Source organism: Duganella margarita, assembly GCF_009857535.1.
GTDB lineage: Bacteria > Pseudomonadota > Gammaproteobacteria > Burkholderiales > Burkholderiaceae_D > Rugamonas > Rugamonas margarita.
Map to the genome: position 1 here is coordinate 382,189 of NZ_WWCS01000005.1, position 14,330 is coordinate 396,518.

The following is a 14,330-nucleotide window of genomic DNA, read 5'->3' on the forward strand; positions in this document are numbered from 1 at the left end:
TGCTTCCGCCAACTGTTTGGACTGAACCGACAATGAAACAAGCTGAAGTGGATCAAAAACTTAATCGTACCGCCTTCGCCGACGGCCCGCGCCTGCTGGCCGACATCGGTGCCACCCATGCCCGCTTCGCCTTGCAGACCGCGCCCGGCGAGTTCCGCGCCGTGCGCGTGCTCAAGTGCGACGACTATCCGGACATCGTGGCGATGCTGCGCTCGTATCTGTCGGACCACGCCGGCGTCAACCTGAACCACGCGGCGCTGGCCGTGGCCAACCCGGTCAGCGGCGACTACATCCGCATGACCAACCGCGACTGGGAATTCTCCACCGACGAAGTGCGGCGCGCGCTCGGCCTGCACACGCTGCTGGTGGTGAATGACTTTACCGCGCTGGCGATGTCGCTGCCGGGCCTCAAGCCGGCCGATTTGATGCAGGTAGGCGGCGGCAAGCCGGCCACCAATTCGGTGATCGGCGTGCTGGGACCGGGCACTGGTCTGGGCGTGTCGGGCGTGATTCCGACCGTCGACGGTTTCGTCACGCTGGGTTCGGAAGGCGGCCACACCAACTTCGCGCCGGCCGACGAACGCGAATACGCGATCCTGCAATATGCATGGCAGACCTGGTCGCACGTGTCGACCGAGCGGCTGATTTCCGGCCCCGGCATGGAAATCATCTACCGCGCCATTGCCAAGCGCAACGGCCGTCAGGTTCGCGATCTGAGCTCGCAGGAAATCATCTCCGGCGCGCTGACCGACAAGGACCCGCTGTGCCTGGAAGTGCTGGAATGCTTCTGCGCCATGCTGGGCGGCGCCACCGCCAACCTGGCCGTGACGCTGGGTGCGTTTGGCGGCATGTTCATCGGCGGCGGCATCGTGCCGCGGCTGGGCGAGTGGTTCACCGCGTCGCCGTTCCGCGCACGCTTTGAAGCCAAGGGGCGTTTTACCAGCTATCTGGCCGAGATTCCCACTTACGTGATCACCACGCCGAATCCGGCGTTCTACGGCGTGGCGACGATTCTGTCGGAACACCTGCGCGGCCGCAGCGGCGCCAACACGCTGATGGAGCGCGTGCAGCATCTGCAGCACGAGCTGACGCCGGCCGAGCAGCGCGTGGCGCAACTGGTGCTGGAGCAGCCGCGTCTGGTGCTGAACGAGCCGATCGCCGATATCGCGCGCATGGCCGAAGTCAGCCAGCCGACCGTGATCCGCTTCTGCCGTTCGCTGGGCTTCCTCGGCCTGGCCGACTTCAAGCTGAAGTTCGCAAGCAGCCTGACCGGCGCGATTCCGGTGCGTCACAGCCAGGTGCGGGTCAGCGACAGCACGCACGATCTGAGCGCCAAGGTGATCGACAATACGGTTTCGGCGATTCTGAAATTCCGCGACCAGCTGGACGTGCGCTCGCTGGACAAGGCGATTGCGCTGGTGGCCAAGGCCAAGCGGGTCGAGTTCTACGCCATGGGCAATTCGCGGGTGGTGGCGCTGGACGGCCAGCACAAATTCTTCCGCTTCCGCATTCCGACCTCGGCGTATGGCGATTCGCATTTGCTGACGCTGGCGGCGGAGTTGCTCAATCCGGGCGACGTGGTGATTGCCATCTCCAACTCCGGCAAGCTGCCGGATCTGTTGGCGGCGGTGGATGCGGCGCGCGCCGCGGGCGCGGACGTCATCGCCATCACTTCCAGCAACTCACCGCTGGCGAAGAAGGCAACCGTCTGCCTGGCGGTTGATCACACCGAAGACAGCACCAGCTTCCTGTCGATGATCTCGCGCATCCTGCAACTGCTGCTGATCGACATTCTGTCGGTCGGCATCTCGCTGGACACGCAAAACGCCCGCCTGGTGGTCGAACACAAGAGCAGCAGCGGCGAGGCCGACAATCGCCGCCTGATGATCTCCCACCTGGACGGCTAGCCGTTGTTTTACAGCTTGTAGCGCAGCGTCAAGGCGATGCTGCGCGGCGAACCTGGCAGGCTCAGGTTCGGGCTGGAGCCGTGACCGGAAACGATGTAGCGCGCGTCGCCGAGGTTGTTCAGGTTCAGCTGCACCTCATATTTGCTCGCCTGATACGCCAGCATCGCGTCCGCCGTGATGTAGCCTGGCAGCACCACGGTGTTGCCGGTGTTGGCGTAACGGCTGCCGACTGCGTTAATGCCGCTCCCTGCCTTGAAGCCATACCCCAATTCCTTGGTCAGCCACAGGTTGCCGCTGTTGCGTGCCGTCAGCGTGGCGCGCTTGCCTTGCACCGGAATCTGCGCGGCCACGGTTTTACCGGGCTGGTTGACGCTGGTGTCGACCGCCACTGATTCGGTCACGGTAGCGTCGGTGTAGGCGTAGCCGGCCAGCACTTTCCAGGCGTTGCCCAGATCGGCGCTGAAGGTCAGCTCCAGGCCGTCCGAGCGCTGCTTGCCGATCGGGACGATGCGGTTGGTCAGCGGATCGGTGATCTTGATGTTGTCGCGCTCCAGGCGGTACAGCGACACCGTCGCATTGGCGCGGCCACCCCACAAGTCATATTTGCCGCCCACTTCGGCATTCCGCGTGGTTTCCGGCGCCAGGTCGGCATTGTTGGCGGCCAGCGCGAAGTTCTCGCCGCTCGGCTGGAACGAACGGCTCCACGACGCGTAGTACGACTGCTGCTGGCTCGGCTGCCATACCAGTCCGGCGCGCGGACTCCAGGCGTTGTCGGTGCGGCTCAGGCTGGTGGCGACACCGGCCGGGCTGACGATGCGTGACTCCTGCTTGAAGCCGTCGTAGCGTACGCCGGCCAGCGCCTTCCATTCGTCGCTGAATACCAGCGCATCCTGCAGGTAGGCGGCCGAGGTCTTGTAGGCGCCGAAGGTGTCGGTACGCGCGCCAAGTCTGGCCGGATCGACTTGCGGCAGCACCGGGTTGAAGATCGATACATTGGTCGCCACCACCACGGCGGCATTGGTGAACGCGTCCTTGCGCTGCTGGCCGAATTCCACGCCGTACAGCAGTTCGTGCCGGATGCCGCCGGTGGCCAGTTTTTGCGTCAACTCGGTCTGGTTGGACCAGCCGTGTTCCATGCGCGCCAGCTTGGCGTGCGCCAGCGACATGGTGGCAGCCACTTCGTTGACGTTGCCGGAGATGTTGGTGTTGTTGCGGTCCAGCGTGTAATCGTAATAGCGCAAGCCGTTGCGCAGCGACAGGCTGGCGTCGAAGCGGTGCGTCAGCGTGGCGGCGCCGGAGACCACGCGCGACTGGCTGTAGTCGGCCTGGCGGGCGTTGGCGGCGCCGTAGTACTGGCCTGGCTCGACATCGACCGGGCGGCCGTTGTACGACGGGATGCCGAAGTCGGTCAGGCGGCGGTCTTCCAGATAGTCGGCTTGCAGCAGCACTTTGGTGTCGGCCGACACGCGCAGCGCCACCGATGGCGCCAGGGCAGTGCGGTCGAGGAATTGCTGCGAACGGTAGCTGTCGGCTTTTTCGCGCGCGCCGGTCAGGCGCCAGGCCACGGTGTCGCCGGCGCGGCCGAAGTCGATCTCGCCACGGCGGCCGCTATGGTCGCTCAGGCTGACGGCGATGTCGCTGATGTCGGCGCCCGGTTTCCTGGTTACGCGATTGACCAGGCCGCCCGATGAGCCGCGGCCGTACAGCACGGCCGCCGGTCCCTTGACCACTTCCAGCCGCTCGATGTTGGACAGGTCGCGGAAGTACAGGGCGTCGTCGCGGAAGCCGTCGACGAACTGGTCGCCGATGGCGGTGAAGCCGCGAATGAATACCTGGTCGCGTTGGCCGTCGCCGGTGGACAGGCCGACGCCCGGCACGGTCTTCAGCACGTCCTGCAGCGACGTCGCGTGCAGATCCTTGATGACGGCGGCGGGGATGACGTTGACGGTTTGCGGCACGTCTTTCAGGTCCATATCGGTCTTGGTGGCGCCGGAACTGCGCGCCACGTAGTTGCTGCCGTCGTCGCGCGCGCCGACCACTTTGACGACCTGCAACTGCTGATCGTCTTCCGCATGTGCCGCCAGGGCAAACGCCGACCACACCGCAATACTTACCGCTTTCATGTCCAACCGCATGTTGATCCCCGTACGCATGTAAATCGGTCAATTGTAAGGCTTATGCAAAGAATAGTAAATACGAATCAATCTCATTAAATATTTGTGCTGTTACAAATTGGTACTTGCAGACTCGTCTGAATGGGTTAAGATATATCGAAATAAGTTATATCTTAAAAGGAGTTTGACCATGTTTGGATCGCATCACCATCACCGTCCACACGGCCCGCACGGCCATCACCCACATCACGGCGGCCCCGGCCACGGCGGCCCCCGTGGCCGCGGTCCGAAAATGTTCGACGCCGGCGCCATGCGCTATGTCGTGCTTCAGCTGATCGCCGAGAAGCCGCGTCATGGCTACGAAATCATCAAGGAGCTGGAGCAGCGTTCCGGCGGCGGCTATTCGCCGAGCCCGGGCGCGATCTATCCGCTGCTGTCGATGCTGCTGGACATGGGGCACGTGCTGGCCTCGCCGGACGGCAACAAGAAGCTGCACACCATCACGCCGGAAGGCGAGGCGTTCCTGGCCGAGAACCGCCAGTTTGTCGACGCCATCCTGGCCCGCCTGGCGGAAGGCGATGAGCACCGCGAAGGCCTGCGCAGCGCCATGCACGAGCTGAAGCATGCCGCCATCGAGCAGGCCCGCGCCAGCAATCACAGCCCGGAACGGATCGAGCAGATCCGCGCCATCCTGCGCCAGGCTGTGGTGGACATCAACGCCCTATGAGCAGCGCGCTGCCTTTGACGCCGGCGCGCGAGCGCATCGTGCTGTGGCTGCTGGCGCTGACGCAGTTCACCGTCATCATGGACTTCATGGTGATGATGCCGCTGGCGCCACAGCTGATGCGGGCGTTCGCCATCGAGCCGGCGGCGGTGTCGGGCGCGGTCTCGGCCTACGCCTGGTGCGCCGGCATTTCCGGGCTGGCGGCGGCGATGTACATCGACCGTTTCGACCGCAAGCAGCTGCTGCTGGTGGTGTTTGCGCTGTTCACGCTGTCCAACCTGGCGTGCGCGGCGGCGCCGAACTTCCATGTGCTGGTGCTGTCGCGCGCCTTTGCCGGCTTGAGCGGCGGCATACTCGGCGCCATCGTCATGGCCATCATCGGCGACCTGATTCCGGCCAACCGCCGTGGCGCCGCCACCGGCATCGTGATGACGTCGTTCAGCATGGCCTCGGTGCTGGGCGTGCCGACCGGCGTGATGCTGGCTGCGCATTATGGCTGGGCCTCGCCGTTCTATATCCTGGTCATTTGCTCGCTGCCGATTCTGCTGCTGGCCGCGCGCGTGCTGCCGGCGCTGGACAGCCATCTGCCGAACAACACGCCGCTGTCGGCGGTGCTGCCGAACCTGCTCGCGCTGTACAGGAAGCGGGAGCATCTGAAAGCCTTCCTGCTATCGGTCGTCAACATGATGACGGGCATGATGGTGATTCCGTTTATCTCGCCTGTGCTGGTCAGCAACGTTGGCTTGCAGCCGGCCGAGATCACCTATGTCTACCTGGCCGGCGGCCTGGCTACCTTCTTCACCGCGCGCCGCATCGGCACCTGGTCGGACCGTTACGGTGCGCAGAAGGTGTACCGCATCGTCTCGTTGCTGTTCATTCTGCCAGTGCTGTTTATTACCCATATGCCGGTGCTGCCGCTGGTGGGCGTGATGCTGTTCTTCCCGTTCTTCATGGTGCTGGCCTCAGGCCGCAATATTCCGATGCAGGCGCTGATGACCACGGTGCCGGAGCCGGCGCGACGCGGCGCTTTTCTCAGTGCCAATGCGGCGATCCAGCAAGTGGGCACCGGCGTCGGCGCCTTGCTGGGCGGGCTGACCTTGCATACGCAGGCGTCCGGCCACATCGCCGGTTACGGTCTGAATGGCTGGATTGCGGCCGGGCTGGCCGTGTTGACGGTGCTGTGGGTAGGGCAGGTACGCGGCGCCGCGCCAGTGGCGGCGCCGATAGCGGTGAAAGCGGCTTAGTTGGCCGGCTGATTGTCGAAGCCGGTGCGCTTGGCCGGATGCTTCTCGCGGCGCCAGCGCGCCAGGCTGATGACTTCGTCGTTGGCGCCGTCTTCGACCAGGATTTCATCGTCGCTGGACGACACCAGGAAGCTTTCCCAGCGCAGCGCCGACTCGGCGCTGTTTTCCACAAAGCTGAACTGCCAGTAGTTTTTGCCGTTCAGCTTGCGTGGCACCGGATCGTATTCCAGCAGGCCGCCGTGCGCCTTGCCGTTGGTGTTCTTTTCAATCAGCGCCGACCAGGCCTGCAACTCCGGCAGCGACATCAGGGCGGCGGCGCCTTGTTCCTTGGTACGCACGGCACGCGGCTCGGCCGGTGGCGCCGGGTCCTTGATCTCGGCCGGACGCGCCGGCGTTGCGGCCGGGGCCGGCTTCTTGGCGGCGGCCGTAACGCTGGCGCTGGCCGACGCCGCTACCGGCGCCTTGACCACGACCTGCGATTCGGCCGACGGGGCGCTGGCAAAATAGGCGGCAAAACCCAGCGCGACAACCGTCGTCGTCACGCCGGCGATGACCAGTTTGCGGGAAGACTGCTTGCTTAATTCCATGGGGGGATTCAGAAGACTGATTTTATAGTCGGCCATACTAAACTAAAGGCATCTTAGGGGCAACTTTTGCTCCTTTTTTACGCGTTTTGCATTGCCGTACCGACAATATCCCGTGGCTTCCCTATATTATTTTGGTATCACTCCGTCGAGATAATTCATTGGCTGTTGAGGGCGGATTTTCGTACCATCGTCGCAGCATCAGTAAAGGATATGCCTGTGAACAAGAATATTGTGGGAATCGATTGGGGCACCAGCAACCGGCGCGCCTATCTGATAGATCAATCGGGCGCCTGCCTGGCCGAGCATGAAGACGGTCAGGGCATGCTGGCCGTGGGCGGACGCGACCAGTTCGGCGCCTCGCTGGCTGGCCTGCTGGACGCGATGCAACTGCCGGCCGACGTGCCGGTAATCATGTCCGGCATGGTGGGCAGCGTCTCCGGCTGGCAGGAAGTGGATTACCTCGACGCCTCGGTGCCATTGACGCAGTTGCCGCAGCACCTGGCCGCCGTCACCGATCCGGCCTGGGCCGGCCGTGCCACCATCGTGCCCGGCTACGTTTATCGCAACGGCGCCTCGTCCGACGTGATGCGCGGCGAGGAAACCCAGCTGCTGGGCGCGGTCGCGCAAGGCCACCGCGACGGCTGGCTGGTGCTGCCGGGCACGCACAGCAAGTGGGTGCTGCTGCGCGACGGCGTGATCCAGTCGTTTGCCACGTACATGACCGGCGAACTGTTTTCCATGCTGTCCAAGGGCGGCACCTTGTCGTCAATGATGGGCGGCGACAGCGCCGATTCCGATGGCTTTGCCACCGGCCTCAACCAGGCGGCGCGCAACGAGCCGCTGTCGAATAGTTTGTTCCGCGTGCGGGCCGGCGTGGTGTCGCGCGCTGCGCCGGCACAGCAGGCGGCGGCCACCGTCAGCGGCCTGCTGATCGGCGCCGAGTTCGCCGCTGCCGCGCGTGCAGCCGAAGGCCAGGGCATTGCCGTGATCGGCTCGCCGGCGCTGGCGGCGCGCTACGCGCTGGCCGCGCAGCATTTCGGCTTGAACTGCACGGTACTCGACCCACATGCAGTGTATTGCACCGCCATTTCCCAATTCCTGAAAGCCTGACCATGACTACTGTTACCCATCCTGCCACGCCCCTGGTTGCCATCCTGCGCGGCCTCAATCCTGCCGAAGCGGTGGATGTCGCCAGGGTGCTGCATGCAGCCGGCTTCCGCGCGCTGGAAGTGCCGCTGAACCGTCCGGGCGCGCTGGAGGCGATCGCCGCCATCGTCGCGCTGGAACTGCCGGACACGCTGGTGGGCGGCGGCACCATGCTCACCGTCGAGCACGTTGACGCAGTCTTTGCAGCGGGCGGCCGCCTGCTGGTGTCGCCGAACTGCGTGCCGGCGGTAATCCGCCGCGCGGCGGAACTGGGCATGTACTGCGCACCGGGTGTGGCCACGCCAAGCGAAGCATTTGCCGCGCTGGATGCCGGCGCCCACGCGCTGAAAATCTTCCCGGCCGAGTCGGTCGGCCACGGCGGCATCAAGGCGCTCAAGAGCGTGCTGCCGGCCGGTACGCCGGTGTGGCCGGTGGGCGGCGTGTCGCCGGAAACCATGGCCGACTGGGTCAAGGCCGGCGCCACCGGTTTCGGCATCGGCGGCGCGCTGTACACGCCGGGTGTGACGCTGGAGCAGCTGAAGGAACGCGCGGAAGCGTTCGTCGCCACCTGGCGCGCTTTGGCCGTATGATGGCGGCTCTCTAATCTGAGGAATCGAACCGATGAGCAAGCATGATGTGCAGTGCCTGTGGGACCTGGGCGCGCAACTGGGCGAAGGCCCGCTGTGGGTGGCGGAACAGAACCGCCTGTACTTTGTCGACCTGAAGAGCCAGAACCTGCACGCGGTCGACGTCGGCAACGGCGAGCGCTACAGCTGGGCCATGCCGGATTACATCTGCTGGCTGATCGCGCGCCGCGACGGCGACGGCTTCATGGCCGGCCTGCGCGATGGCATCGCCCGCGTCTGGCTGGAGCCGGAACTGCGCATCGAATACCTGCACCGTCCGTTCCCCGAAGATAGCGGCCTGCGCATGAACGATGCCAAGGTCGACAGCGCCGGCCGCATCTGGGCCGGTTCGATGCACAACACCGATTACGCGCAGGCGATCGGCACGCTGTTCCGCCTGGACACCGATCACCAGCTGCACGCGACCGAGAACGACTATCACATCTGCAACGGCCCGACCTTCAGCCTGGACGGCGCCACCATGTACCACACCGACAGCTACGAAGGCCGCACCTACGCCTATCCGCTGGCGGCCGACGGCACGCTGGGCGAGCCGCGCGTGTGGCGCCAGTTCGGCGACGGCGAAGGGTCGCCGGACGGCATGACGGTCGACAGCGAAGGCTGCGTGTGGATCGCGCAATGGGGCGGCAGCCGCGTCTGCCGTTACTCGGCGGACGGCGAGTTGCTGGAAACGATCGCTATGCCGGTGCGCAATCCGGCCTCCTGCACCTTCGGCGGCGACGATCTGAAAACGCTGTTCATCACCACCGCCAGCGAGGACAACACGCCCGAGCAACTGGCCGCGCATCCGCTGACCGGCGCCGTGTTTGCGGTGCGGGTTGAGGTTGCCGGCGTGCCGGCGGCGCGCTTCGGCTAAAATGCGGGCTTTAGCAAAAGCCCGCCGCCATGCAAACTCCCGCGCCTCAATATTTTCACTTCCACCCGGACGCAGACCTTCCTGTATTGGAAGGCCTGCGCGCGTTCAAAACCATTCTTGTCGCCGATGTTGACGTGCAGGAAACCACCATGTGGGACATCAGCCGCTGGCTGATCGAGTCGGGCAGCCTGTATGTGCTGGTGTGGGGCAAGGACAGCGAACAATGGCGCGAGGCGGTCGAGGATGCGGCGCTGGAAGCCGTCAATTACGAAGACGTGGCGGAACAGCACCGCGTGCTGGTCACCGCGCACGAGGATGACGACCTGGAAGAAGTGTTCTGGTTCGCGCGCCACCGCGCGTCCCATCCGGCCGACCTGCAAGACACCCTGATCCTCCACATCGCCGACACCCCGCGCCGCGAAGAACTCGAAGACGCTTACAGCGACGCTTGAGTTGACCCGCCTCAGTCGCCGCCAGCCCTCGTTGTGCTACAAGCGCAGCAGGAGGTGGCGACATGAACAGCAAGCGCATCTATTATTCCTGCAGGCGAAGTGGGCCCACGTATCAGATTTTGCGCCGTTGATGTTTGTTATTCCATTGCAGCCGGTTGCAGGCAGAGTCACAGTAGTTGACGTCAAAAACAGGGCCAAGCTGTTGTCTGAGGAGTACATCATCACAGATCTGCCACGGCATTTGTTTGATGCGATTGAACTGTAATGAGGGAGAATGATATGAACATACTTGCTTATGTTGAATCAGTACCTTATGACACAGCCATCGAAGCAATGTTCTACGTCGGTCGGGCATTCGAGCATGCGGCGTGGCCGAAGGAAATGCGACTGGATATCTTTACGGATCATCCCGACTGCGCGCCTGGCCCGGAGAGTCGCGCGCTAACGCTCGCAATTCTGGCGGGCATCGAAGCCGAGCAGCAAAAAGAAATTGATCAGCTGGATCAACAGACCATCCGGCACTATTCCATCGCCATGAGTGAAGCGAGTACCATCCTGAAAGAGCGCGATCCGGAAATGTACCCGGACAATGGCGAGGAGTTGCTGCGCCAGTTGCGCGCGGAATGGCCTCGCCACCGTTAGAACGTGATGCGCACGGACGGCGCGCTGCGCTTGGCGTCACCGTGGAACACCGCTTCGATGTTGTTGCCGGCCGGGTCGAGCACGAAGGCGGCGTAGTACCCGGGGTGGTAGGGCCGTTCGCCCGGTGCGCCGTTGTCCTTGCCGCCGGCGCCCAGGGCCGCGTGGTAGAACGCCTCCACCATCTTGCGGTCGCTGGCCTGAAACGCCAGGTGATGGCGGCCCGTCAGCACGCCTAGCGCCGCATCGCTGTCCGCGGTCGACACGAACAACTCATCAGCCCAAAAATAGTCGTCGCCGGCGCCGCCCAACGGGATGCCCAGCACTTCAAACACGGCGGTATAGAATTTTTGCGTAGCGGGAAGGTCGGACACGACCAGGTGAATATGGTCGATCAAGCGGCCACGGTGCAGTTCTTGTGTTTCCATGCTGTACTCCTTCGCGCGAAGTCCATGGGAACGCAGATTTTAGCCCGAAAGCGCCTTTTGGACGCGCCACGATACCGGCCTTGCGATTATTTGGGGGCGCCGGCGGGGGCGGTGGTCAGGACGTCGTCGTCACTGCTCCACGCAGGCGACGTGACGGCGTAGAACGTCAGGGGCACGCCTTTGCTGGCGCGGATCGAGCGGACCGTGCTGGGCTGGATGACGATGTAGGAGCCAGGCTTCACCGCCTGCACCTTGCTGTCGGTCCAGACCTCGCCCTCGCCGCTGAGCACGAAGAACGATTCCTCGCCCAGCTTGTTGTGGCTCCACGCGCTGGCCTTGCCCGGCTCGAGCCGGAACAGCGCCACGCTGACCTTGTCGCTGCGGGCGCCGGCAGGCGCGCTGCGGCCGCTCAGTTCCCACAGCGTGACGCCAGGCGCCGCATGGATCGCGGTCAGTTGATCGGGATGCAGCACCGGCGGCAGGTCCTGCGCCAGTGCGATGGCCGGCAGCGCGGCGAGCAAAAGAGGGAATAATTTCATGCGCATCAGTTTAGCAGATGCAAAAAAGCCCGCGTCGCCGAAGCTTCGCGGGCTCTTGTTGGCAGGCTAAGTCAGCCGGCCGGCAACATTACATCATGCCGTCCATACCGCCCATGCCGCCCATGCCACCCATACCGCCCATGCCGCCGGCTGGTTTGTCTTCGGTGACTTCAGCGATCATGCAGTCGGTGGTCAGCATCAGGCCTGCGATCGACGCTGCGTTTTGCAGTGCCGAGCGGGTGACTTTAGCTGGGTCCAGCACGCCCATTTCAACCATGTCGCCGTAGGTGCCATTGGCAGCGTTGTAACCGTAGTTACCGGTGCCAGCCAACACAGCAGCAACCACCACCGACGATTCTTCGCCGGCGTTTTGCACGATCATGCGCAGTGGCTCTTCCATGGCGCGCAGAACAATCTTGATACCTGCGTCCTGGTCTGGGTTGTCGCCTTTCAGGCCTTGTACCAGGGCACGAGCGCGCAGCAGGGCAACGCCGCCGCCTGGCACAATGCCTTCTTCCACAGCAGCGCGGGTAGCGTGCAGTGCATCTTCCACGCGGGCTTTTTTCTCTTTCATTTCAACTTCGGTAGCAGCACCGACTTTGATCACGGCAACACCGCCGGCCAGTTTGGCCACGCGCTCTTGCAGTTTTTCACGGTCGTAGTCCGAGGTCGCTTCTTCGATCTGCACGCGGATTTGCTTGACGCGGGCTTCGATGTTGGCGGCTTGGCCAGCGCCATCGATGATGATGGTGTTTTCTTTGCCGACTTCGATACGCTTGGCTTGACCCAGTTCTTCCAGGGTGATTTTTTCCAGGGTCAGGCCGATTTCTTCAGCAACCACTTGGCCGCCGGTCAGCACGGCGATGTCTTCCAGCATGGCTTTACGACGGTCGCCGAAGCCAGGAGCTTTGACAGCAACGGTTTTCAGGATGCCGCGGATGTTGTTGACCACCAGGGTCGCCAGTGCTTCGCCTTCGATGTCTTCGGCGATGATCAGCAGTGGACGGCCAGCTTTGGCGACTTGTTCCAGTACCGGCAGCAGGTCACGGATGTTCGAGATTTTCTTGTCGCACAGCAGGACGAATGGGCTGTCCAGGGCGGCAACTTGTTTTTCCTGGTTGTTGATGAAGTATGGCGACAGGTAGCCGCGGTCGAACTGCATACCTTCAACGATGTCCAGCTCGTCGTTCAGCGACTTGCCGTCTTCCACGGTGATCACGCCTTCTTTGCCGACTTTTTCCATCGCTTCAGCGATACGCTCGCCGATCGAGGTGTCCGAGTTGGCCGAGATCGCGCCGACCTGGGCGATTTCTTTCGAGGTGGTGGTTGGCTTGGCGATTTTTTTCAGTTCTTCGACGGTGGCTGCAACAGCTTTGTCGATACCGCGCTTCAGGTCCATTGGGTTCATGCCGGCGGCAACGAACTTCATGCCTTCGCGCACGATGGCCTGAGCCAGCACGGTGGCGGTGGTGGTGCCGTCGCCGGCGTTGTCGCTGGTGCGGGAAGCAACTTCCTTCACCATTTGCGCGCCCATGTTTTGCAGCTTGTCTTTCAGTTCGACTTCTTTGGCAACGGATACGCCGTCCTTGGTGACGGTAGGGGCGCCGAACGAACGTTCCAGCACAACGTTGCGGCCTTTCGGGCCCAGGGTGACTTTAACGGCGTTAGCCAGGATGTTCACGCCTTCAACCATTTTGGCGCGCGCTGCGTCGCCGAAAATAACTTCTTTAGCTGCCATGTTTATTGCTCCTTGAGGTGTTGAGTGGGATCAGTCGGGACCAAGAATTACTTGGTGACGATCGCCATGATGTCTTCTTCGCGCATGACCATCAGTTCCTGGCCGTCGATCTTGACGGTCTGGCCGGCGTATTTGCCGAACAGGACGCGGTCGCCTACTTTGACATCCAGAGGACGTACTTTGCCATCTTCCAGGATCTTGCCATTGCCAACCGCCAGGACTTCGCCTTGATCTGGTTTTTCAGCAGCCGCATCAGGGATGATCAGGCCGGACGCAGTTTTGGTTTCCTGGTCGAGGCGTTTGACGATTACGCGATCGTTCAAAGGGCGAAGGTTCATACAAAACTCCTTAATTTTTAACAATGGTACAGTTGGTTGTCGTTTCAATCAGATTGCTACGACGGAAAGTTGAGCTGGGTGCTGTTAGCACTCCACCGTAACGAGTGCTAATTATAGGGACGACCTTGGTCCATTTCAAGGCGCACAAGCTTGCGAAGCATCAAATAAACAAGAAAATAGTATCGATATGACTACAATGCATGATTTTCACTGTGAATTTGACCCTCCGGCGCCGTTGCGCGGCGCCATCCGGTGCTTTTGGCACACCCGCCGCGCCGACCATGGGCCGAGCTTTGAAATCATCCCGGATGGGTATGCGGAGATCATTTTCTACTTCGGCAGTTGTTATCTCGATGGCATGCCGCTGCCGTCGCCGTTCCTGATGGGTTTGCTCAACCAGCCGCTGCAACTGACCACCGACGGCGTGCTGGACGTGATCGGCATTCGCTGTTATCCGTGGACCGTGTTCGATCTGCTCGGCCTGCCGGCGGATAAGGATGGCTTGCGGGTGTTCGAACATCCGGTGGCGGTGCTGCAACCGGCGTTGCAGACCTGCGTGGCGGAGGGCCGGATCGAGGACGCGGTGGCGCTGCTGGCGGACTATTTCAGCGGCGCGCAGCCGGCGGCGGTCGATCCCACGCTGTTCAAGGCCGGCGCGGCGATGCTGGCGGCGCGCGGCGTTCTACCTGTCAGCCAAGTGGCGGCAGCGGCGCATGCGACGGTGCGCACACTGGAGCGCAAGTTCAAGCAGTCGTCCGGCCATACGGTGAAGGACGTCTCCGGCCTGATGCGCTTTGAGCAGGCGCGCAACCGCCTGTGGAGCGCGCCGGATGCGAACTTGGCCGAACTGGCGCAGGCGCTGGGCTACACCGATCAGTCGCATCTGAGCCGGGAGTTCAAGCGCTACAGCGGCATGACGCCGGCGGCGTTCGCGCGCAAGCGGCGGCCGTAGTCTTTGTCGCGTTTGTACA

At 63.0% G+C, this 14,330-nt stretch carries 15 protein-coding genes; 9 read left to right on the forward strand and 6 right to left on the reverse strand.

Annotation, left to right across the window (positions count from 1 at the left end; all coding sequences use genetic code 11):
* The first annotated feature begins 32 nt into the window (after positions 1 to 32).
* Complete coding sequence (locus tag GTP55_RS10790; protein ID WP_161044923.1) at positions 33 to 1,907, forward strand: glucokinase; 1,875 nt, start codon at positions 33 to 35, stop codon at positions 1,905 to 1,907.
* Between the two features lie 8 nt (positions 1,908 to 1,915).
* Here the strand turns inward: GTP55_RS10790 and GTP55_RS10795 are convergent, their stop codons facing one another.
* Entirely contained in the window at positions 1,916 to 4,042 is a 2,127-nt protein-coding gene (locus GTP55_RS10795; RefSeq protein WP_161044924.1) for a TonB-dependent receptor, read from the reverse strand.
* 169 nt (positions 4,043 to 4,211) lie between these two features.
* On the opposite strand from GTP55_RS10795, the gene GTP55_RS10800 reads away from it, so the two are divergent.
* Both GTP55_RS10800 and GTP55_RS10805 read left to right on the forward strand, forming a co-directional pair.
* Positions 4,212 to 4,748, forward strand: a complete 537-nt coding sequence (locus tag GTP55_RS10800) for a PadR family transcriptional regulator (protein ID WP_161044925.1) — start codon at positions 4,212 to 4,214, stop codon at positions 4,746 to 4,748.
* Positions 4,745 to 5,989 carry an MFS transporter gene (locus tag GTP55_RS10805; RefSeq protein WP_161044926.1) on the forward strand — a complete coding sequence of 415 codons (1,245 nt, stop codon included), beginning with the start codon at positions 4,745 to 4,747 and terminating at the stop codon, positions 5,987 to 5,989. The genes GTP55_RS10800 and GTP55_RS10805 overlap by 4 nt, the downstream gene beginning before the upstream one ends.
* On the opposite strand, the gene GTP55_RS29830 is transcribed toward GTP55_RS10805, so the two are convergent.
* Positions 5,986 to 6,576 (reverse strand): hypothetical protein, encoded by a 591-nt coding sequence (locus GTP55_RS29830; protein ID WP_229257864.1) that lies wholly within the window; start codon positions 6,574 to 6,576, stop codon positions 5,986 to 5,988. The genes GTP55_RS10805 and GTP55_RS29830 overlap by 4 nt on opposite strands.
* Positions 6,577 to 6,786: 210 nt before the next feature.
* Between GTP55_RS29830 and GTP55_RS10815 the strand changes: the two genes are divergently transcribed.
* The 5 genes from GTP55_RS10815 (at position 6,787) to GTP55_RS10835 (ending at position 10,319) form a co-directional block, all read left to right on the forward strand.
* The gene (locus GTP55_RS10815; RefSeq protein ID WP_202423648.1) at positions 6,787 to 7,686 is read left to right on the forward strand and encodes a 2-dehydro-3-deoxygalactonokinase; all 900 of its coding nucleotides are present in this window, start codon (positions 6,787 to 6,789) and stop codon (positions 7,684 to 7,686) included.
* Between the two features lie 2 nt (positions 7,687 to 7,688).
* Positions 7,689 to 8,312, forward strand: a complete 624-nt coding sequence (locus GTP55_RS10820; RefSeq protein ID WP_161044928.1) for a 2-dehydro-3-deoxy-6-phosphogalactonate aldolase — start codon at positions 7,689 to 7,691, stop codon at positions 8,310 to 8,312.
* Positions 8,313 to 8,343: 31 nt separating this feature from the next.
* Positions 8,344 to 9,225: an SMP-30/gluconolactonase/LRE family protein gene (locus GTP55_RS10825; RefSeq protein ID WP_161044929.1), complete on the forward strand. Its 882-nt coding sequence runs from the start codon at positions 8,344 to 8,346 to the stop codon at positions 9,223 to 9,225.
* Between the two features lie 29 nt (positions 9,226 to 9,254).
* Positions 9,255 to 9,677: a DUF7684 family protein gene (locus GTP55_RS10830; RefSeq protein WP_161044930.1), complete on the forward strand. Its 423-nt coding sequence runs from the start codon at positions 9,255 to 9,257 to the stop codon at positions 9,675 to 9,677.
* 279 nt (positions 9,678 to 9,956) lie between these two features.
* Positions 9,957 to 10,319 carry a hypothetical protein gene (locus GTP55_RS10835; protein ID WP_161044931.1) on the forward strand — a complete coding sequence of 121 codons (363 nt, stop codon included), beginning with the start codon at positions 9,957 to 9,959 and terminating at the stop codon, positions 10,317 to 10,319.
* Here the strand turns inward: GTP55_RS10835 and GTP55_RS10840 are convergent.
* From GTP55_RS10840 to groES, 4 genes are all read right to left on the reverse strand, one after another.
* On the reverse strand, positions 10,316 to 10,744 hold the full coding sequence (locus tag GTP55_RS10840; RefSeq protein WP_161044932.1) for a VOC family protein: 429 nt from the start codon (positions 10,742 to 10,744) through the stop codon (positions 10,316 to 10,318). The two genes, GTP55_RS10835 and GTP55_RS10840, sit on opposite strands and share 4 nt — an antisense overlap.
* 86 nt (positions 10,745 to 10,830) lie before the next feature.
* A complete protein-coding gene (locus GTP55_RS10845) occupies positions 10,831 to 11,283 on the reverse strand; it encodes a cupin domain-containing protein (RefSeq protein WP_161044933.1) in 453 nt (150 codons plus the stop codon).
* 88 nt (positions 11,284 to 11,371) lie between these two features.
* Positions 11,372 to 13,021 carry a chaperonin GroEL gene (groL, locus tag GTP55_RS10850; protein ID WP_110844882.1) on the reverse strand — a complete coding sequence of 550 codons (1,650 nt, stop codon included), beginning with the start codon at positions 13,019 to 13,021 and terminating at the stop codon, positions 11,372 to 11,374.
* Positions 13,022 to 13,068: 47 nt separating this feature from the next.
* A complete protein-coding gene (groES, locus tag GTP55_RS10855) occupies positions 13,069 to 13,359 on the reverse strand; it encodes a co-chaperone GroES (RefSeq protein WP_026637491.1) in 291 nt (96 codons plus the stop codon).
* A 196-nt stretch (positions 13,360 to 13,555) separates the two neighbouring features.
* Here groES and GTP55_RS10860 point away from each other — a divergent pair, with 196 nt between their 5' ends.
* Positions 13,556 to 14,311 (forward strand): helix-turn-helix domain-containing protein, encoded by a 756-nt coding sequence (locus tag GTP55_RS10860; protein ID WP_161044934.1) that lies wholly within the window; start codon positions 13,556 to 13,558, stop codon positions 14,309 to 14,311.
* Positions 14,312 to 14,330 lie beyond the last annotated feature (19 nt).

Bases quoted from the DNA above. Each gene is read 5' to 3' on its own strand.
- GTP55_RS10845 (WP_161044933.1), bottom strand. From the start codon at position 11,283: ATGAAATTATTCCCTCTTTTGCTCGCCGCGCTGCCGGCCATCGCACTG.
- GTP55_RS29830 (WP_229257864.1), bottom strand. From the start codon at position 6,576: ATGGAATTAAGCAAGCAGTCTTCCCGCAAACTGGTCATCGCCGGCGTG.
- GTP55_RS10820 (WP_161044928.1), top strand. From the start codon at position 7,689: ATGACTACTGTTACCCATCCTGCCACGCCCCTGGTTGCCATCCTGCGC.
- GTP55_RS10830 (WP_161044930.1), top strand. From the start codon at position 9,255: ATGCAAACTCCCGCGCCTCAATATTTTCACTTCCACCCGGACGCAGAC.
- GTP55_RS10835 (WP_161044931.1), top strand. From the start codon at position 9,957: ATGAACATACTTGCTTATGTTGAATCAGTACCTTATGACACAGCCATC.
- groL (WP_110844882.1), bottom strand. From the start codon at position 13,021: ATGGCAGCTAAAGAAGTTATTTTCGGCGACGCAGCGCGCGCCAAAATG.
- GTP55_RS10815 (WP_202423648.1), top strand. From the start codon at position 6,787: ATGCCTGTGAACAAGAATATTGTGGGAATCGATTGGGGCACCAGCAAC.
- GTP55_RS10795 (WP_161044924.1), bottom strand. From the start codon at position 4,042: ATGCGGTTGGACATGAAAGCGGTAAGTATTGCGGTGTGGTCGGCGTTT.
- GTP55_RS10825 (WP_161044929.1), top strand. From the start codon at position 8,344: ATGAGCAAGCATGATGTGCAGTGCCTGTGGGACCTGGGCGCGCAACTG.
- GTP55_RS10860 (WP_161044934.1), top strand. From the start codon at position 13,556: ATGCATGATTTTCACTGTGAATTTGACCCTCCGGCGCCGTTGCGCGGC.
- GTP55_RS10840 (WP_161044932.1), bottom strand. From the start codon at position 10,744: ATGGAAACACAAGAACTGCACCGTGGCCGCTTGATCGACCATATTCAC.
- groES (WP_026637491.1), bottom strand. From the start codon at position 13,359: ATGAACCTTCGCCCTTTGAACGATCGCGTAATCGTCAAACGCCTCGAC.
- GTP55_RS10790 (WP_161044923.1), top strand. From the start codon at position 33: ATGAAACAAGCTGAAGTGGATCAAAAACTTAATCGTACCGCCTTCGCC.
- GTP55_RS10805 (WP_161044926.1), top strand. From the start codon at position 4,745: ATGAGCAGCGCGCTGCCTTTGACGCCGGCGCGCGAGCGCATCGTGCTG.
- GTP55_RS10800 (WP_161044925.1), top strand. From the start codon at position 4,212: ATGTTTGGATCGCATCACCATCACCGTCCACACGGCCCGCACGGCCAT.